Genomic DNA, 19,466 nt, shown 5'->3' with positions numbered 1-19,466 from the left:
AATTTCTGGCACGACCTTCTTACTTATCTGCAGATAATTGCCAAATGACTCCAAATTGATCGGTTACTTGTCCATATGCATGACTCCAAAATGTTTCCTGTAGTGGCATTCCAATGTTGCCTTTTTCTTTTAAAGCATCATAAAGCTCCCTTGTTTCTTCCACATTATCTAAAATTAAGGCAATGGTAACATGATTACCAGATTGATGCTCTTGGCCTGGAAAAGTATCAGATAACATCCAATCTATATCTCCAATCTGGAGATGTGCGTTTAAAATCCTACTTTCAGCTTCTTTTGGAAGTGGCATTTCAGGATTTGGGGGCATTTCTCCAAAGGTTTGGACATTTACTATTTTCGCTTTTAATGCCTTCTCGTAAAATTGAATTGCCTCCTGTCCATTTCCATTCATAACTAAATACGGATACATCTTTTTAATCATTTTTAAGCTCCTTTTCTTTGAAAATTCTAATTTTACTAGGTCTCCTCTTAAAAATTTGTCCCTGAATTAGGGAAAACTCCACTTTTATCTTAACTATTTAAACGATTACTGTTCGCTAAATCTCGATAAAGTGGATTGATCTTATTAATATGTTGTTGCATTAAAGCAGAAATCGAGATGAGAATAGGTGGATCATCCATTTTAGGTGAGCGAAGTGTGAGTTCTATAGCAGGCACTTCATCTTTATGATTAACAAAAATCGGTTCGCTTCGCTTCGCCCGTAAATTTGTATTTGTCAAAAGGATATCCTTTGAGTTCATCTCCATCGAAACCGATGTAGCTAATAAATAATACCTCCCCGGCTTCACATTCGAGAAATAAAATTCTCCTAACGAGGGAAGGATCAAACCATATAAGGGAAATCCTTCTGGAATCGGCTTCGAAAACAGTCCAATTAATACAATTCCAAGAAAGGGTTGAGTAGCATTAATATGCCCATAAATGGTATTATGTAATACTTTTCTAGTCTGTTGGGTGAAATCCGGCATTTTTGTTATTTGTTGAAATTGTTGTTCTGTTTTAGTAGTTGATTGTCGAAAGACGGACGGAGTTACCCCAACCTTCTCAGTAAACCGTGAAGTAAACGTCCCTAAGCTCTGTTGCCCAACCTCTAAACTTATATCTCGAATACTAAAATTAGTTTTTAATAATAGCTCTTTTGCTTTTTGTAATCGAAGTGCTGATAAATAATATAATGGAGGTAAACCTATTTCCTCTTTAAACATCCGTGAAAAATGATAGGGACTATAGGAAACATAACGAGCTAGCTGCTTCAGATTAATTGGTTCATGAAGGTTTTGATGGATAAATTTAATAGCTTCATCAATCTCAATATTTCGTTTTGCCATAGTGTATCTCCTCTGCAAAAATGGCATGATAACTTGGAAATTTTTCAATGATGAGTATTCTAGTTAGAAAAAAGCGGATTCCTAACAATAGGGGAATTGTCCTCGTTGCAAGTGATTGTGCTACGATAAACCACGCTCTCTTAACATTAACACAGAATGTATGTTCGGTCAATAATATTTAGAAAAATATTATATTTATTAAATAATTCGACAAAATAACTTTAATTCCTCTATTTATGTAAAAACGATTGAATTGACATCTAGGTGGATGTGTATTATAGTACTAGAGGCGAATATTTTCGCCTTAATCAATTAAATCATTCGTCTTTAGGAGTGTAAACAATGGAAAACGTATTTGATTATGAAGATATTCAATTAATTCCTGCAAAATGTATTGTAAATAGTCGTTCAGAATGTGACACTTCTGTTACTTTTGGAAAACATCGATTTCGATTACCAGTAGTACCAGCAAATATGCAAACAATAATAGATGAAAATATAGCAGAATTTCTAGCAAAGAATCGTTATTTTTATATTATGCACCGATTTGAACCAGAAACACGAAAGGCATTTATTAAAAAAATGCAGGATCGTAAATTAATCGCTTCCATTAGCGTTGGCGTAAAAGAACCAGAATATCGTTTTGTAGAAGAATTAGCAGAAGAAAAGCTTATCCCAGATTATATTACGATTGATATTGCTCATGGACATTCTAATGCTGTCATTGATATGATTAAACACTTAAAAAGACATTTACCAGATAGTTTTGTCATTGCAGGGAATGTCGGTACACCTGAAGCTGTTCGTGAGCTCGAAAATGCAGGTGCTGACGCAACTAAGGTAGGGATTGGACCAGGAAAGGTTTGTATTACTAAGATCAAAACAGGTTTTGGTACAGGGGGTTGGCAGCTTGCAGCTCTAAGATGGTGTGCGAAGGCAGCAACTAAGCCTATCATTGCAGATGGCGGTATACGTACCCATGGGGATATCGCAAAATCGATTCGATTTGGTGCATCTATGGTAATGATTGGATCACTCTTCGCTGGTCATGAGGAATCACCAGGAACAACTATTGAAAAGAACGGAAAGCTTTATAAAGAATACTTTGGCTCTGCCTCTGAATTTCAAAAAGGGGAAAAGAAAAACGTCGAAGGGAAAAAAATGTATGTCGATTATAAAGGTTCTTTACAAGATACATTAACAGAAATGGAGCAAGACTTGCAATCCTCTATCTCTTATGCAGGCGGAAAAAGTCTTGATGTCATTAGAACCGTAGATTATGTTATAGTGAAAAATTCGATATTTAATGGAGATAAAGTATACTAACACAAAAATCCGGACTTTCAAAATGTCCGGATTTTTACGTGGAAATATGCAAGGGATATTTATAACACTCAGCTTGTAGGAGAACTTAACCTAATTTTAATTTCGTCTTACCCCTTCTACCGCAAGCAAATACATAGACAGATATTCTCCTTTATTTTGGGTCCATGATCGATATTTCTTTTCAGCAATCACTCGTTCTTCTTCGGTTAGGTACCCATCTTCAACCATTTGCTTCCCTTTTATCTCAGCAACTTCAGACCAGATGTTAATTTGACTTTCAAAGGTTTTCTCTCCTTTTCGTACAAGCTCATGCTGAGGGTAGATAGCTATGTTATCTAAACCTATCTTCTCAAACAGATAGGCTAAATGATCTGCTATGGTATTTACCATTCCTGCATCTTCCCTCCACTTAAGAAACGATGAATAAAAAGCTTCCATTTCTTTCGGTATTTTAGGCTTCCAAATAATCTTTTTATGATTATAGTCTAGAACAAGTACTTTACCGTTTAATTTCACAGTATTCTTCATTGAGCTTAATGCTCTTGTTGGATTTTCCAACCATTGTAGTACTCTAGCTGAGGTAACGATATCGAACTCCGAATCAAATGGTAATGCATAAATATCGGCTACTTCAAAACTAAGATTCGGTAATGAGTGCTTTTCGTTAGCTTTTCGAATCATGTCTTCATTATTATCAATACCAATTACCTTTCCTTTCTCACCAACAGTCTCCGCTATTCCCCTAGTTATCGCACCAGTACCACAACCAACATCCAAAACTGCCATGCCTTCTTGAAGTATTTCTGCTAATCTTTGATGGGATGTAGACAATTTTCGATTATCAATAATCGTCGTCTTCGGAAGTTCCGCCCGCTTCTTTGCCAAATTATTCAATCCAGCTCTCTCCTTCCACTATTTTCACAAAATTCTACTCGATTCCATTTATAAATTCAACTTGAATTTATTTTTAAGTAAAAATAGTTTACAAATATTTAGATACACTTTACTTACAATTATACGTTGTTTCGATTATGATTAGATTAGGAATATAGATAGATCCAAATGGTTTGGGGGATAATGCGATGAAATTAATTGCAACAGATTTAGATGGAACATTACTTAGCAAAAATCACGAAATTAGTGATGCAAACAAGGAAGCACTTAAGCTTGCAAGTGAACAAGGCGTGGAAATTATTGTCGCAACAGGCAGATCCTACTCTGCAGCAAAAATTCCACTTGATAAGGCAGGATTGAATTTTCCAATTATCTGCTTAAATGGCGGAAAAATTTACAATGAGAGAGCACAACTCCTTAATTCTGCACCACTCGATAAGGCAACTTGTAAAAAAATCAAACAGATTTGCACAGCTCAGCATGTTTATTTTGAAGTGTTTACAAATAAAGCTACTTTTTCAGAAAGTAGAGAAAAGTTTATCCAAGTAATGGTAGATATTATGGCGTCAGCCTTTCCTCAACTAACACGAGAAGAAGTTGAAGCTCAAGCAAAAAATCGTTTCCAAGATGAAGAGGTCGAAATCATTGACAACTTTGATCAATTATTCGATCGTGAAGATATCGATGTCTATAAAATATTAGCGTTCTCGTTAGACGACGAGGTCTTGGAGCAAGTCGAGCAAAATCTTAAGGATGATGCAAGCATTGCCATTACTTCCTCTGGTTTTTCCAACCTCGAATTTAACCATCCAAAAGCGCAAAAAGGCATTGCAGTAAAAGAATTTGCCGCACAACTTGGCATCGAAATGAAAGATGTGATGGCAATTGGCGACAATTTCAATGATGCATCCATGATCGAAATGGCAGGCTATGGCGTAGCAATGGGAAATGCTGCAGAGGCCATTAAAGATATGGCAGACTTCACCACGAAAACTAACCATGAAGATGGAGTCGCCCATGCCATTCAAACATTGCTATCTAAAGAGCTTAGCTAGTAATGAAAAGTGGAATTTATGACATTAGGAATATTGCTGAGTTCCCCATTAATGGAGAACTCAGCTTTTTAAAAAGTATTGTTTTAGTCCTTGCCACCGACATTTTAAACACTTCCTCAGAAAAAATTTTCTAGAAAGGAAATAAAAAAACCTGAGCTGATAGGAACACATGATCATCATGTGTTCCTATCAGCTCAGGTTATGCCCGTGAATGGTAACAGATAATTCAGATTATAGTATCCGTTTTCAAGGATTAATTATATTATTTTTTTGAGGAACTTTTTACTTTTAATAATTTCTTTTGCATTTCATAAATTAACTTGTCCATTTCTTCACTAATCATAATGGTATCCCTATGCTCAAGCCCTTTTCGAAGCCCCGATTGAATTAACTCTTCTCGTTTCTGTTGAATTTGATGTTTTAAATTATTCTCATAATCGTTTTGCAACATATACTGTCGCCCCTTTTTGTTCTCTAACAATATCTTCGATTCGAGGGATAATGTTTATGTCCGCCTTTTTAGTTAAAAATTGTCATTATGTACATAATACCTATTTTTTTTGCATTTGCCAACAATTATTGTCAGAATATTAAAAAATGTGGCAAATGGTTACAAAAAATAAGGTTAGGGCAAGCTAACCGCATAAAACTAATGTTTTCCATCCTAATTAAAAAGTCTTACAATATAGAAGCCAACAGAAAAAAATAGAATAGACCCAAATATACTTAACAATACATAAACAATACTTAGGGAATAATTCCTTTGTTTCCACAGTTGCATAGCTTCTACACTGAAGGTAGAAAAAGTAGTAAAAGCACCAAAAAAACCGACACCTAAAAAAATGTATAACCGATCATTGATACCGATTGGTAGTACGGTTTGGTAGGATAAATAATAAAATACACCCAAACCAAAGGATCCGAGAATATTTACAAGAAGCATCGCTATTGGAAATGTGGAATTGTTCCACCATGTTGCAAAGCGTAAACCAAGCCAATAACGACACCCGGCACCGAATGATCCTCCGACTGTTAATAATAGTATTTTCATTCAGCTTCACTGCCTTCTGTAACTGAGTTTTTCCAAAATAGGTTTCCAATTAAATAACCAAGTAAGGCACTCCCAATTCCACCTATCACAGAAAGAGTAACATAGCCGATGATCATAATGGTAGAGTTGTGGATAAAAAAATGAGCTACCTCTGCCGAAAAAGTGGACATCGTTGTAAAACCTCCACAAAACCCAACACCTAATCCAAGCTTCAACCATTCTTTTGGAATGATTCTTGTAAAGATTGATGTAAAAAGACCTAACAGAAAGCTTCCCATGATATTGCCCACTAGTGTCCCGAGTGGAAAGAGGATATTATTCATCCATATACTCAAACTATATCGACAATACGTACCGACAGAAGCACCAATACTTATAGCTAGAAGATTCTTGCCCTGTGATCCCAATAGATTCACCTTCTCTTTATTTACTATGGTATAGTATACAGCCATTTTCAAAAGGATTACAAGTCGATCCTCTAAAAAGAAAAAGACCATCGAAGCAAATTAGTTCGATGGCTGATTTGTACTTTTTTTTGATATTTTATTTCTATCTAATGTCCCAGGTGGTTGTTCTAACCAATTATTTTTGATCATAATATCTAGCCCTTTTTTCGCAAATAACGCTATCTCCATAGAAAGTTTCTCATAGCTTAAAACTAAATCACTCCGTTGACTTGCCGATGCTGCTGTAGAGTAATTCCCAATACCTGCAGCACTAAGCAACGACATTTGAAACATTAACAGCTTATCTGAAAAAGTAGGTGTAGTCGAATTCATAATAGCATAATCGGGTAAATGTGGAGTTTCGATGTCTCCATCTAATAGCGTTTCTGCGAATTTCTTAAGATGCTTTTTGGCGATCTCTTTCCCCTTTAGCATATAATCGCGTACTTCAGGATTATTCGTTGTTTGGGCAAAAGCGATACACAATTTTACACCGACTGAATTTGTCATCGAATTTAAGTATAGATGGGATATTTCAACAGCATTTAAAGGTCGCTTTTGTTTAAATATACCAAGACCACTTAAATAGCTCTTATTATCGATAAAATCGATTTCCTTTGTTGTTTCAATATATGGAGCTCGTCCAAGAATTCCTTTCTCTAAAGCAACTTGAATCGCTTCATCGTAGAGTAATGATGTTTCACGTAATCCTTCAATAAAGTGATTGCGTATATCTGCTCGCACACTCATTGAGACATACCCACTGTAAGCAACCATTCCGACCCGAGCCATTTGTGTAACATACGTTAAACCAAAGGTATCCGTACTTAGTTGTGGTGCATCTAAATCAACATCGTCTTCTGTAAAACCAACTGGAGTAGCCAGATTTTCTTTTTGAAAATATTGCTTTAATTCTTCCACATGTTTTTTAGCCATATTTAGGCTAGTTTGTACTGGCCCTTTTAAATCTTCGTCTTCCATATATTTTATCATATGTGATAATACACAGACTGCCATACTATCATTCATATAAGCTGTCCATATTGCCGCTATTTCTGAAGATGTAAGGCTTATCTTAGAATGTTCCATGGGTTCCCTCCGTGTTATTTATGTTCCTTTACTTTTTATAAAAAGCATAATTAATATTTTTCTTACTATCAAACCAATTGTGACCCCTACCCCTACAAATAATATTGGTAACCAAATCGGTCCCATTAATATCCCGAATATCTCTAAAGTAGAGGAATAAATAAGCCCAATCGTTACAAAGTAAGCGGATGTCACGAATGGAATGAATTCAAATGGGCTTTGTCCTCCGCCAGAATCTTTGTATGCATCCCAAATCGCAAACAAATAAATACAAGGATAGAACATCAGCCATTGATAATTGGTAATTGTAATCGCTTGATCAATTTCTCCATAGAAACTATAAAGAATAGCTTTATTAAAGTTAGATTGTAGGTTAATTATCACTTCCAATATAATAAGAATAATTCCTTTTATCATTCTTCCGTTCAAAAGTTGGCCAAAACCTGGAAATGCTATACTCCATAAAATCTTTTCTAATGAATTTTGCTTTTGATTATTTTCCATTCCTCATTTCTTACCTTACATAAGTTTTTTCGTTTGACATTTCATTTCCCAATCCAAACACCCCCAAATACATTTCATATGTTTAACATAAATGATAAATAATATGCATTAATAAATATTCATGACGAATGATGTTACATTTGTCATCATTTTTTAATATAAAAATAAGTTTATATTCTTTTCTAAAGTGAATATAAAAAGCGAAGAGAATTTGAAGGAGGTTATAAAATGAAAGAAATATTATCCAAAAACATTACTATAGAAGGCAAGCTTACCATAAAAGAAATCCTAACCCTTTATCAATATGAAAAATCTTACGAAGGTAATATTTTACTCTTAGCGAACCATGAGATTGTACATTTAAATCAAATAACAAACCTAGTATCATTTTTTCTTACTTATCACCAAATGAATGAAATCAAAGTTGTAGTTGAAGGTACTGAAGTCCAAAAGACGATGGAAGAAATCGAGGAATGTCTACAAGGTCATTGGAACGAGGTTGCAGGAAATTTGATTTAAAAATAAGGAGTGATTTTTGATGGTATTTAGCCAAATTTTAGTCGCTTTTGATGGTTCCGAGGATAGTGTACTTGCCCTTCAGAAGGCAAAAGAATTGGCTTTTGAATGTAAGAGTAATTTAACCATTGCTTACGTTCATGATGAGAACTATGCTGCACCACTTGCTAGTGAACAAACTGTCATACCAGCACATTCTCACGGTTTTGTTGGTACGGCACCATCTCCTAATCGGATGGAACGAGAAGCTTCTAAACAGATGGATCATACTCCTGAGAAAGTATTGGAAAAAGCAAGAAACTTATTAGAATCTATTCAATACAATGCTGATTACGAAACACTTTATGGCAATCCTGCGAAGGAAATTTGTGACTTCGCGAATAACATGAAAGTAGATTTGATTGTAATCGGTAGTCGAGGTCTAGGTAAAATCAAAAAAATGATGATGGGAAGTGTAAGCAATAAAGTAACAAATAATGCCCATTGTCCTGTATTAGTGGTTAAGTAATATCGTTTTACACCTGGTTTCTCATAAGGAAAAATTGTATCAGCATCGAATGGCTGATACAATTTTTTACATAAAGTCAAAAAAGTAACGAATGATATGAAAAAAGACTGGAGAAGTATAAGTAAGACTATCTATCCGACTTAAATAACGTCCCTGTAGCTGTTTTTGTTTTGCTGTGTTACCAATTAACAAATCTCGTTTTAATACAGAAATACTCAAAATCCCTACAAAACCTGCCACACTTATAATGACACCTGAAAAAATTCCAAATATTAAATCAAATGGTGTTAAATACTCATAGAGTAAGTAAGACGCCAGTGTTGTTACGATTAATGCTCCAACAAAACCTTCTAATGTAATATTGGGATTTGCAGATGGTATTAATTTTTTCTTTCCTATATACAAGGAGATTAAATATTGAACCACGTCTCCCGTTTGGGTTAAAACAATGAGAAACAAGACCAAATTCGACCCAAATTCTGGTGTTGCAATTTGATAAAAGGCTAAATGACTCAGACCAAAGACCATTAGCATTAATCCCCATTGAACAAAGCTGACAGAACGAAGAAAACCTATCGTACCCTTCCCAATGATTCTTGGTAATGGTAAAAACAAGAAAACGTAGACAGGAATAAAGACAATAAACATTCCATACCAACCAATGTAAATCCAATAAAACTGTAAGGGTATCATTAAATAAGACCAAAGAAATAAACGTCGATCTGATTTTCTTGTTTTCATCATGGAGAAGTATTCTTTTAACGAATAGAAACAAAGGATCATGACCGCAAGCAAAGAGACAATAGGTGTAAACAATGTCGCAAAACAAAATACGACATACATTCCCCACCACGCCTTTACGCGAGAATGAATATTAGAGAAATCTTTATTTGGTTGCTTCATTCTAGTAAACTTTAATAAAAGTGTTGCAACTAGTATTACGATAAAGATAATCGCTAATATGGACAGTTTTTCTTCCATAGCATCACCTAACTTTCTTAAAAGCTTCCTTCATTTTACAAGATTTTGTGTATAATGAGAAGGTGAAAGAAATTTGTAAGGTGGGGAAGACCGATGAATGATCAGAAATATATTTATATTATGCTATCCGATACAGGTACTCTATTTACAAGTGTAATAAAAAAATATACAAGAGCCCCATACAATCATGCATCCATTTCATTTGATTCTGAATTAAAAGAGATGTATAGCTTCGGCAGGAAAAAACCCAAAAATCCACTTTATGGAGGCTTTGTAAAAGAGGACGTCTTAACCGGTACCTTTAATCAATATCGAGATACTACCTGTGTTATCTATAAGTTAAAAGTAACTAATCGAGAAATAGAGAAAATGAAACGTATCCTTCATATATTCATAAAAAATGATGATAAATTTTTATATAATATTTTAGGAGTTATCGGTGTGTCACTCAAAGAACCAATTGAATTTAGTAATTCTTATTTCTGTTCACAATTTGTTGCAGAAATTTTAAAACGTTCCGGAATTCATCTCTGGGATAAGCTACCAGCAATGGTAACACCAGACGATTTTCGAACAAATGAACGAATGCAATTGATTTATGAAGGGAAGCTTTATGAATTTGAACCAGTTAAGAAGCGATTAAAATAAGCTTTAATTCTTTAGTAAAAAAACTATCTTCACGAAAAGGAAAATAGATAAAATACAATAGGCAAAAACGAATGATCAGTTTATAATCATTCGTTTTATTTGCCTTAAGCTCACCTATTTCTGTGGAAGTTATGTTATTCGTTTTGCCATCCTTTGATTAAGGCATGGGCATCTTGCTTTAATTTACTTTTTATCGTTTGAGTGAAGCTACTTCTTTCTAAGTGTTTAAGATATCCACGCATGTGTTTAATTGCTTGTGCAGGACGTTCCTTGTTTAAATGATGCTCTACTTGTTTTAATTTATTTAAAAGAACTTTTTGATTTTGTTTTGTAATTTCAAGGTTTGTCATATGCTTTATTGCCGCCAAATTAGGTGTATAGTCAACCTCTGGTAAATCTAAATCATTGGAAAGCACTTTTTCTCTGATGTCTTCTCCTAAGTAATAGCCTAAATGAGGTGGTTGATTATAAGTCGTATTTTGCCAAGCAATGCCCATTCGATAAACAGAATCGTGCATCAAGGTTGGTAAGCGATATTCAGTCGGAATAGTTGTACTAAAGATTCTAAGCTCAGAGCTATCCTCGGTTGGATAGATTGCTTCCTCTCGCCAATCACCCAAAATATCAGCTTGTAAAGTTGGGTTTGCTTTAGTCCCATTATTACTCACTACACCCTCAAAGCTTTCCATGACATTAACACTACCAGATTTTTCATCATATTTGGATATTCTTGTGCCATCCAAAAGTTCGTTTAGCAAATCACCATCCCAATATGTGACAAAATTGACTGGTAATCCAATATTTCGGAAGCTATCTGCTATAACATCTCCTTGAACACTATATACTCCCCCACCAGTTTCTACAGTCGAACCTCCAGTACCCCAGAATTCGTAACCAGGTCTTGATGTGATATTTGCCGCTACACCACGTCCTGCATCTTTATAAGCATAAAATGCTTGTAGCGTTTCTCCAGTAGCGCCATCATGATATTCGAGTGATGCAACTTCAGAAGATTCCCTTACCCCAAAGACATGTAATCCTTCTCGATTGGGGTCGAAAGCACCAACATGTAAAGCATCACCGTGGGAGCCTGCTACTCGACCCATTTCACCATCCATTGCATAAAGAATGGATCCATCATGATCAAGTGTTAGTGAACCGGCGATTATTTCGTCAAAACCGTCATTATCTACATCACCTGTTGCTAGGTTATGATTACCTAAACCTCCTCCTCTACCTGCTTCATCTGAGTCAAAAGTCCAATCCTCTATTAGTTCACCATTTTCTAAGCTATAGGCGGCGAATGCTGTTCGCTCATAATAACCCCTTCCATAAATAGCACTTGGTTTTTCCCCATCAATATAGGCTACACCTGATAAGAATCGGTCCGAACGATTGTAGAATGTATCACCCCATGATGCGCCCTGATCTCCTTCTTCTTTTTCAACAGGGAAAGCAAAGTCAATGGTATCAATCGCCTCACCTGTTTCTCCATCAAAAACAGAAATATACTCAGGACCATCTACAACATGTCCACCCTCATTAATCCACTTTCCATCATCTTCCGCATTTCCGATGACACTGATCACCTTATTGTTATCATATTTCCCATCAGTCGCTCCATATACGGTAGTAGCATCCGCAGTTTTGATTAAAAATTCTGATTTTCCATCACTATTCATATCTGCCACTACAAATTGATGATATTGTGGACCAGAGGTTAAGTTCATGCCCATATTCATTCTCCAAAGCATCGTGCCATCTAACTCATAAGCATCAAAAATAGTCGGCCCTGTAATAACATCTTCTAGTGCAGTCATTGCATTAGATGGACGCCATTTTAGGATGATTTCGTATTCTCCGTCCCCATCTAAATCACCAACACTAGCGTCATTTGCACTATACGTATAATTTCCTGTTGCCGTAGTTCCTCCAGAAGGCTTTTGTAAAGGTAAAGATAAATAATCCTTTTTTTCTACCATTACTTCATTTTGCTCTGAAGGCTTACCATTAACGATAGTTTCTACCTTGTATGTCGCGTTTAGAGTTCCATTTTTATCAGTAAAATTAGTAACATTTAGTGGTTGTTTATTTAATTTCTTTCCATCACGATAAATGTTAAATGTTACATCCTTGCCGTATTCATCCGCTAACAGCCTCCATGAAACAAAGATACCATCATCTGATTGTAGTGCTATTACACCCCTATCTAACCATTCTGTGGCCCGATTCGTTTCCGGTGGTGTTAATCGATTATAAACAAAGACCGTTCCTTTTCGATTAAAAGCATTATCCACTGCCTCTGATTCAGCAATCGTTCCTTCGAATTCATATATACCAGGTTCGTTCGGATTCCAATCCTTATCTACTGGCTTCCATTCTTGGACAGGAGCATCTACTGTCGTATGGTCTGCAAGAGCTACTGGAATTATCTCCGGTAGTCCGATAGAAGTTATATCCTCAGTCGTTTCTCCAACATATACTCTTTGATATGGTAATGCTGGGATACTAGTAATCGTATTATCGTTTATCGGTACATGATAAATCCCAACATTGTCTAAATAAGTTGTCCATGTAAGATTGTTTCCAGAAGTTCGGATTCCAACTAATCTTAATATTGAAACACTGCCATCAAAATCAACCTCATCAAGTGAAGACTGATAGGTTTCCTTCACATTTGTAGCTTGATTTTTCATTTCAAGAGTGACAGCATTTGTAGCTAAATTGAATATTACAGAAATACTATACCATGCTTCCTGGTCTGTAAAGGAAGTGGATTGAGGTTCATTTTTTCCTGCAAAATAAGTAATAGGCTCTTTATTTGTACTATTTAAGGTAAAAATGGTTTTTCCTTCACTATCAGCAATTCGAAATTCTCCACCATTCTCATATAAATGATCACCTTTGTCATTAACTATTCCTGGATACCAATCAAAGGATACAAGGATCTGTTTTCCCATTACCTCAGGGTCTAATTCCTTTGTAGCAACTCTACCACCTGACTGATCTAAAACATTAAATTCAAGTTTCGGTGAATCATTCCCTGCAATATCTTCATCATGAATAGAAAGGTTTGCTCCAAAAGTAGTAAAGCCCCAATTTTCAGGAGATAATTCCTCAGTATCACCGAAATCGCTATAATACACACCTTGATAGCCATCGACCTCAGGTATATCAGTTGCTGCCATTGTGGATATTACTGGAAAATTCGCAAAAATCAAAAGAAATACTGCCATTAATATAAAATACCTCTTCAACTTATTATGCGTATCCTGCATTCATTTTCCTCCTTTTAATCGACCAGTTGCGTAAAAGTTTAGTTTTTAAATGACCACTAATCTCCTAAGTCTTTATACCATTACCTCCTTCCTTCTAACTGTAAGCGTATACAATTTATTGATTTAGTATAGCTCTCACATATAGCCTAGCAATTATTAGCCCAGAATGTCTATAATACTTTTTTGCATCGTGCCTTAAAGTCATGTAATAACAAGATTTAAAATGGAAAATGGTATAATTTTTGCAAGCAAAAATATTGGAAAAAGACATTATTCAAGAAAATAATTTATCTAAAATACAATAAGTAAGCCTTTTCTTTCGCCTTAAAGGTATAGACAACTATACTAAAAGTTGATAGACTATTATTAAAGAAACTCTTTTTGTTAGAAATAGAAAGAATGGTAACACTTTATTAAAGATAAGGTATTACTTATAGGGAGGACAGTTCAATTGCAAATAATTAAAGGAAAAAACTACGAAGATACCAGTCAAAAAGCTGCCCAATTTATTCTTAAACGAATTCATGAAAACAACCGACTTACACTTGGGCTGGCAACAGGCGGGACACCACGAAGGACATATGAGTATTTGATAAAGGATTACAAAAATAATCACACTTCTTATCAAACAGTCTCATCATTCAATCTTGATGAATACATTGGGTTAGCGCCATCAGATCCAAATAGCTATCATTATTACATGTACAAGCAACTGTTTAGCAAAATTGATATTCCAAAGGATCAAATTTTTCTACCTAATGGTTTAGCCACTGACTTGGCAAATGAGTGCTTATCCTATGAAAGAAAAATAAAGGAATATGGTGGAATCGACTTACAACTACTTGGAATCGGAGAAAATGGTCATATAGGATTTAATGAGCCAGGGACTCCATTCAATCAAAGGACCCATGTTGTTTCATTGACCGAATCAACTATTGAAGCAAATGCACGTTTTTTTGACAGTATCGATGAAGTCCCTCGAAAAGCGATTACTGTTGGCATTGCGACGATTCTAAAAAGCAAGGAAATACTGCTACTTGTTACAGGAAAAAGTAAACAAGCTGCTTTAAAGAGACTAATTGAATCAAATGAGGTCAGTGAAGATTTCCCTGCCTCCGCTCTTCGAAAACATGAGAATGTTACCATCATTGCCGATGAGGAAGCTTTGTCGAAGTTAGAATCGTCATAAGCGAGCCTGGGCTATATCGTAATACTACGATATAGCCCAGGCTATTGTATTGGTAGTATAGCTAGTTATCCCCCTGCTCCTTGATAACGATTAAGATTCGACATCCAAAATAAATAGGCAATATAAAATATAATAGGACCGATAAAAGGAGATAGGATATAGGTTATATTTCCATCGTATTGAAATTCTTTTGCAAGAATAAAACTACTTGGAACAAAATTAACAAAAGCTAAGGGGATAATAAACACGAGTAATATTTGAATAAACAAACTATATATAGAAATTGGATAGGATATAAACTCTCTCAAACGATTAAATAACCGAAATAAAAATTGCAGTCGAATTACTCTAAAGGTTAAAGAACCTATAATAGTTAATAATCCTGCAATTACTAATGAACCACTTGCGATATTCAGGCAGAAATAGATCACTTTCAATAGATTCCATTCTATTTTTAATTGAGAGAGAGACCATACAAGAATAGTACCTGATAATAGTAAATGAGCAATATAACCATTATTAAAAGTACTCGTTACAAAATAATAAAAAGGATTTCTTGGCTTAATTAAAATTATGTCAAACGTTCCATCACGAACCATTTCTTCAAGTGACTGCATTTGAACAAAAGTAAAAGAAGCACCAATTGCATATACAAATAAACCAATACTATATAAAAATGCTACCTCAGGCCAGCTCCAGCCATTAATTGCCCCAAATTTTTGCATCAACATCCAAACCACCAAATAATTTGCTGCATAAGCTAATGTTTGAGCACAAACACCTACAATAAAAGCACTCCTATATTCCATTCTTTCTTTAATATGGTATTTAAAAAACACAAAAAACAGCTTCACTTCATATCAAACTCCCTATGTACCATTATTAACCACCTTGAATAATTAATCGCTTCATTGCTTTTTTCCATAATAGAATGACCATTATGACAAGCAGTATTGTCCAGCTGCAACCAATAAACAACGTCTGAAACAATTGCTCCTTCGGAATTTCACCAAGATAAATAGCTGCAGGAATAAAACCTAAAAATTGAAAAGGTAATATTTCCGCAAAGAATCTCCATGTCGGTGGGAAAAACCAGAGTGGAAAAAAAGATCCTGAGAACACCGTCATTAAAGCACCCAAAGACCAATCAAGTGCAAAAGTTGTCAAGAACCAAAATGAAACTAATGCAATGAAATAACCTATCAAAAAAGAAATGATGATACCGAGAAAAAGAGCAATGATAAAAGCGAAACCATGCATGAATGAAAACGGGGTATGAACCTCAAAAATAAATATACAAATGATCATCGTGGGAATAGCTGTAAAAATAAATCGATACAATGCACGTCCTATATTTTCAGCAATTAAAAAAAGTGGATATAGAACGGGTTTAATTAAATATATCGCTATCTTCCCTGTTTTCAGTTCGTTATCAACAGACTTAAATACCTCTGTTAATAATAAGGTTGCGATAAGTGTATTTATTACACTATACGTAATCATCTGTTCTAGAGAAATTCCTTCAACTTGATCATTCCCTATCACTGCCTTCCAGATAGATACTTGTATTAAGATCAGTAAGAAATTACCTAACACTTGCAACCATACTTCTGTTCTGTACGATATTTGTTGCAAGAAAGCCTTTATTCCATAAGAGATATAACCCATCAGCTAATCACACCTCTATCTAGCTCATTCATATTTGAGGCACCTAATTGATGATATAGCCTTCGTATTACATCCTCAATACTAGCAGCTTCAATCGATAAGTCGATAACGGTATACTTCTGAGAAAGGTAATCAATAACCTCTAAAATATTTGTTAATTCTCTTTCATAAATCAAATATTTTATATTTCCATCACCATTTTGAAATGTAAGATCATTTATCACCAATTTATCCAGATTTTCTTTTAATTCTACGCGTATTTTTCGTAGATTACCTAAATTCTCTCTTAATTTCATGGTGGTACCATCATAAACTAGATTACCTTTATTTACGATTAACATTCGGGAACATACTTCTTCAATATCTTGTAGATCATGTGTAGTTAATAAGATGGTCACATTTTTTTCTTGATTCACCTTTCTTAAAAATTGGCGAATATTATCCTTCGCTAGTACATCTAATCCAATTGTCGGCTCATCTAAGAATAAAATTTCTGGATCATGTAATAAAGAAATGGCAATTTCTGCTCTCATTCTTTGGCCTAAACTAAGCTGCCTAACGGGACTATTTAGAAAAGAACCCAAATCTAATAACTCTGTACAAAAATCAAGATTTTTTTTATAGGTTTTTTCATCAATTTTGTACACGTGTCGATGAACCTCAAATGAATCGATCATAGGTAACTCCCACCATAATTGACTTCTCTGTCCAAAAACGACCCCCATTTTCCTAGCGTTCTCCATCCTAGATTGATGAGGAATTTTACCTCTGACAAACAATTGGCCAGCAGTGGGAACTAAAATACCTGTTAACATTTTTATCATTGTTGATTTTCCAGCACCGTTAGGGCCTAAATAACCCACTGTTTCACCTGCATTAATTTTAAAGGAAAGATCATTTACTGCCGGAACTTTTGAATACTGTTGTGTCATTAACGTGCGCATTGCCCCCCAAAAACCTGGAAATCGCTTGAACCTTTTGTATTCCTTAGTCAGATTTTGAGCCTCAATAATATTCATTATCAGTCCTCCTTTATTATTTAATCGCTTTCATTTTTTTGTAAATATAAGGATAATCTTAACACTATCGGCTTCAAAAATATACAATACTTTTTAGAGATAAAAACACGTAAAAACTCTAGTAGTTCATATAATTAAATAAAAAAGACCTTTCTCCTTAATTTCCCATAATGAAATGGATAAAGAGAAAAGGTCCTTGCTTTTATATTCTAAGTAATTGTTTAAATTTGTTCCCTTATTTTCTTCGTTTTTCGTTGATCGATCTCTCCATCTTGGATTACGACACCATATTCTTTTTCAGCAGCTTCTGAGGAAACAAATTCATTTTTCACGTCCTCTAGTACCAGCTCTGGATCCCGTTCCAAAGGATTGCCCCAGCCTCCACCACCGGCTCGATAAAACTGAATGATTCCTTCCGCAGGCATTTTAACTCCAAATGCTGTTTCCTCCACAATTTGAGCATCTTTTGTTCCGTAATTTACGATAATCTTATTACTTGGGGCATCGTGACCACCGGCAAATCCTTTTGTCGTATTGCGGACACCTGCCATCATGACACTTGTCGAACTATCCTCTAAATGTTGAATTTGGACGACAAGTCCGGGAGTGCCTCGCCACTTACCTGCACCGGTGAAATCCTCCACATATTCATGAAGCAAAACTCTACTTGGATACTGAATCTCATTCATCTCAATAGAGGGTAAGGTAACACCTGTCATCACAGGAGGGTATAACCCCCATCCATCCGTTTGATATGCTGCCCCCGCTCCACCTGTGTAGCCAAAGAAATTCAAGTTTACCCATTGGTTTCCTTCTTTATCAATACCGTTTGTATAAGCTAATGGTAGCTTGTGTGCATTGACACCTACTCTTTTGGGAGCACACCTGGAAATAGCTAATAAAACAGCTTCAGCAATTTCAGCACCCACACATGCCGTAGCATGTCCACATGGAGCCGGGAGTTCTGGATTGACTACTGTTCCAGAAGGTGCAGTAACGGTGACAGGATTCATATATCCCTCATTAATCGGAATATCCTCATCACAGCAAGTAGATATGCCGACGAAGGCAAATGAAGTCGTATTCGATAATGGACTATTGATAAATCCATCAACCTGTGGAGAGGAACCAGTAAAATCAATTTTCAAATCACTACCTGCTACTGTGACAGTAGCTTTGATTTTTATATCACGATTCCCTTGAAAGTCATGATCTGCATACGTTTCAGCGGAGTAAGTACCATCAGGCCAACTGGCTATTTCATCTCGTACTCTTCTCTCTGTATATTGAATACGTTCGTCGATCGCACCAATCATTGGTTCAGAGCCATATTGATCTAGCATTTGCTGAATCCTTCTACTAGCAAGTTTACATGCCCCAATCATGGCATCGAGATCACCTTCCAGCCAATGTGATAAACGATTATTGGCGACAATCATATCAAAAACATCCTGACGCTTTTCCCCTTTTTCATAAATCTTCAATGGAGGAATACGCAAGCCATCATGCCAAATATCCTTTGATTTAGGATTATATCCACCAGCTACTGGCCCTCCATTATCCCCCATATGACTTCTCACTGCAGGAAGTAGTATTGGTTTTCGATTATAGAATACCGGCATCACCATCGTCCAATCCAAACTATGAGATCCACCATGGTAAGGATCATTTACAAGTAGAATATCACCAGGGTGCAGGTCATATCGGAATGTTTCGATTAAATGATCCACCGCTCCTACGACTGCATATAAATGGAGTGTACAGCCTGGAGCTTGTGCGACAAGCCTAGACTTCCTACCAGATAAATCAAAGATTCCTGTTGTAAAATCATGTGCTTCATTAAAAAGGGGAGATCGTGCTGTTCTCGTTACAGTTGCACTCATTTCCCGGGCAATTGCATCCAAAGAACCACCAACTACTTGTGATAAAATCATACTTTGATCCATT

20 protein-coding genes are annotated in these 19,466 nt (G+C 35.5%); 6 read left to right on the top strand and 14 right to left on the bottom strand.

All coding sequences use genetic code 11. The annotated features are described in order from the left end of the window. Nucleotides 1-19 precede the first annotated feature (19 nt). Nucleotides 20-439: a VOC family protein gene (locus ACZ5N5_RS12450; RefSeq protein ID WP_054787421.1), complete on the bottom strand. Its 420-nt coding sequence runs from the start codon at nt 437-439 to the stop codon at nt 20-22. Nucleotides 440-528: 89 nt separating this feature from the next. After that, nucleotides 529-1,347: a helix-turn-helix transcriptional regulator gene (locus ACZ5N5_RS12445; protein ID WP_054787420.1), complete on the bottom strand. Its 819-nt coding sequence runs from the start codon at nt 1,345-1,347 to the stop codon at nt 529-531. Between the two features lie 342 nt (nt 1,348-1,689). On the opposite strand from ACZ5N5_RS12445, the gene guaC reads away from it, so the two are divergent. After that, nucleotides 1,690-2,673: a GMP reductase gene (guaC, locus tag ACZ5N5_RS12440; protein WP_109984944.1), complete on the top strand. Its 984-nt coding sequence runs from the start codon at nt 1,690-1,692 to the stop codon at nt 2,671-2,673. Between the two features lie 96 nt (nt 2,674-2,769). On the opposite strand, the gene ACZ5N5_RS12435 is transcribed toward guaC, so the two are convergent. After that, nucleotides 2,770-3,567, bottom strand: coding sequence for a methyltransferase domain-containing protein (locus ACZ5N5_RS12435; protein ID WP_054787419.1), 798 nt, complete (start codon nt 3,565-3,567; stop codon nt 2,770-2,772). A 188-nt stretch (nt 3,568-3,755) separates the two neighbouring features. On the opposite strand from ACZ5N5_RS12435, the gene ACZ5N5_RS12430 reads away from it, so the two are divergent. Continuing rightward, the gene (locus tag ACZ5N5_RS12430; protein WP_109984946.1) at nt 3,756-4,622 is read left to right on the top strand and encodes a Cof-type HAD-IIB family hydrolase; all 867 of its coding nucleotides are present in this window, start codon (nt 3,756-3,758) and stop codon (nt 4,620-4,622) included. A gap of 262 nt (nt 4,623-4,884) precedes the next feature. Here ACZ5N5_RS12430 and ACZ5N5_RS12425 read toward each other — a convergent pair whose 3' ends face one another. The 5 genes from ACZ5N5_RS12425 to ACZ5N5_RS12405 form a co-directional block, all read right to left on the bottom strand. Next, nucleotides 4,885-5,073: an aspartyl-phosphate phosphatase Spo0E family protein gene (locus ACZ5N5_RS12425; protein WP_109984947.1), complete on the bottom strand. Its 189-nt coding sequence runs from the start codon at nt 5,071-5,073 to the stop codon at nt 4,885-4,887. A gap of 213 nt (nt 5,074-5,286) precedes the next feature. Further along, the gene (gene crcB, locus ACZ5N5_RS12420) at nt 5,287-5,673 is read right to left on the bottom strand and encodes a fluoride efflux transporter CrcB (RefSeq protein ID WP_464372573.1); all 387 of its coding nucleotides are present in this window, start codon (nt 5,671-5,673) and stop codon (nt 5,287-5,289) included. Then, nucleotides 5,670-6,170, bottom strand: a complete 501-nt coding sequence (locus ACZ5N5_RS12415; RefSeq protein ID WP_464368201.1) for a fluoride efflux transporter FluC — start codon at nt 6,168-6,170, stop codon at nt 5,670-5,672. Before ACZ5N5_RS12415 ends, crcB begins: the two co-directional genes overlap by 4 nt. A gap of 9 nt (nt 6,171-6,179) precedes the next feature. Further along, nucleotides 6,180-7,208 (bottom strand): DUF3231 family protein, encoded by a 1,029-nt coding sequence (locus ACZ5N5_RS12410; RefSeq protein ID WP_464372572.1) that lies wholly within the window; start codon nt 7,206-7,208, stop codon nt 6,180-6,182. 18 nt (nt 7,209-7,226) lie between these two features. Further along, nucleotides 7,227-7,712: a hypothetical protein gene (locus ACZ5N5_RS12405; RefSeq protein WP_054787415.1), complete on the bottom strand. Its 486-nt coding sequence runs from the start codon at nt 7,710-7,712 to the stop codon at nt 7,227-7,229. Between the two features lie 228 nt (nt 7,713-7,940). On the opposite strand from ACZ5N5_RS12405, the gene ACZ5N5_RS12400 reads away from it, so the two are divergent. After that, nucleotides 7,941-8,231 carry an HPr family phosphocarrier protein gene (locus tag ACZ5N5_RS12400; RefSeq protein ID WP_109984951.1) on the top strand — a complete coding sequence of 97 codons (291 nt, stop codon included), beginning with the start codon at nt 7,941-7,943 and terminating at the stop codon, nt 8,229-8,231. Between the two features lie 19 nt (nt 8,232-8,250). Continuing rightward, entirely contained in the window at nt 8,251-8,736 is a 486-nt protein-coding gene (locus ACZ5N5_RS12395; RefSeq protein ID WP_054787413.1) for a universal stress protein, read from the top strand. A gap of 66 nt (nt 8,737-8,802) precedes the next feature. On the opposite strand, the gene ACZ5N5_RS12390 is transcribed toward ACZ5N5_RS12395, so the two are convergent. Continuing rightward, on the bottom strand, nt 8,803-9,717 hold the full coding sequence (locus tag ACZ5N5_RS12390) for a phosphatidate cytidylyltransferase (RefSeq protein WP_109984953.1): 915 nt from the start codon (nt 9,715-9,717) through the stop codon (nt 8,803-8,805). A 93-nt stretch (nt 9,718-9,810) separates the two neighbouring features. Between ACZ5N5_RS12390 and ACZ5N5_RS12385 the strand changes: the two genes are divergently transcribed. Beyond that, nucleotides 9,811-10,365 carry a hypothetical protein gene (locus tag ACZ5N5_RS12385; RefSeq protein ID WP_054860638.1) on the top strand — a complete coding sequence of 185 codons (555 nt, stop codon included), beginning with the start codon at nt 9,811-9,813 and terminating at the stop codon, nt 10,363-10,365. A 134-nt stretch (nt 10,366-10,499) separates the two neighbouring features. On the opposite strand, the gene ACZ5N5_RS12380 is transcribed toward ACZ5N5_RS12385, so the two are convergent. Next, nucleotides 10,500-13,643, bottom strand: coding sequence for a rhamnogalacturonan lyase family protein (locus ACZ5N5_RS12380; protein WP_464372571.1), 3,144 nt, complete (start codon nt 13,641-13,643; stop codon nt 10,500-10,502). Between the two features lie 451 nt (nt 13,644-14,094). On the opposite strand from ACZ5N5_RS12380, the gene nagB reads away from it, so the two are divergent. After that, nucleotides 14,095-14,832 carry a glucosamine-6-phosphate deaminase gene (gene nagB / locus ACZ5N5_RS12375; RefSeq protein WP_464372570.1) on the top strand — a complete coding sequence of 246 codons (738 nt, stop codon included), beginning with the start codon at nt 14,095-14,097 and terminating at the stop codon, nt 14,830-14,832. Nucleotides 14,833-14,897: 65 nt separating this feature from the next. On the opposite strand, the gene ACZ5N5_RS12370 is transcribed toward nagB, so the two are convergent. The 4 genes from ACZ5N5_RS12370 to ACZ5N5_RS12355 all read right to left on the bottom strand — a co-directional run bounded on the left by ACZ5N5_RS12370 (nt 14,898) and on the right by ACZ5N5_RS12355 (nt 19,465). Then, nucleotides 14,898-15,686 carry an ABC transporter permease gene (locus ACZ5N5_RS12370; protein WP_464372569.1) on the bottom strand — a complete coding sequence of 263 codons (789 nt, stop codon included), beginning with the start codon at nt 15,684-15,686 and terminating at the stop codon, nt 14,898-14,900. 28 nt (nt 15,687-15,714) lie between these two features. Then, a complete protein-coding gene (locus ACZ5N5_RS12365) occupies nt 15,715-16,500 on the bottom strand; it encodes an ABC transporter permease (protein WP_277678925.1) in 786 nt (261 codons plus the stop codon). Beyond that, entirely contained in the window at nt 16,500-17,519 is a 1,020-nt protein-coding gene (locus tag ACZ5N5_RS12360) for an ABC transporter ATP-binding protein (protein ID WP_464368204.1), read from the bottom strand. The genes ACZ5N5_RS12365 and ACZ5N5_RS12360 overlap by 1 nt, the downstream gene beginning before the upstream one ends. Nucleotides 17,520-17,740: 221 nt before the next feature. Further along, entirely contained in the window at nt 17,741-19,465 is a 1,725-nt protein-coding gene (locus ACZ5N5_RS12355) for a hydantoinase B/oxoprolinase family protein (RefSeq protein ID WP_464372568.1), read from the bottom strand. Nucleotide 19,466 lies beyond the last annotated feature (1 nt).

The sequence above is a fragment of the Gracilibacillus sp. JCM 18966 genome, assembly GCF_055392695.1.
This window is presented reverse-complemented; position numbering and strand designations above follow the sequence as displayed.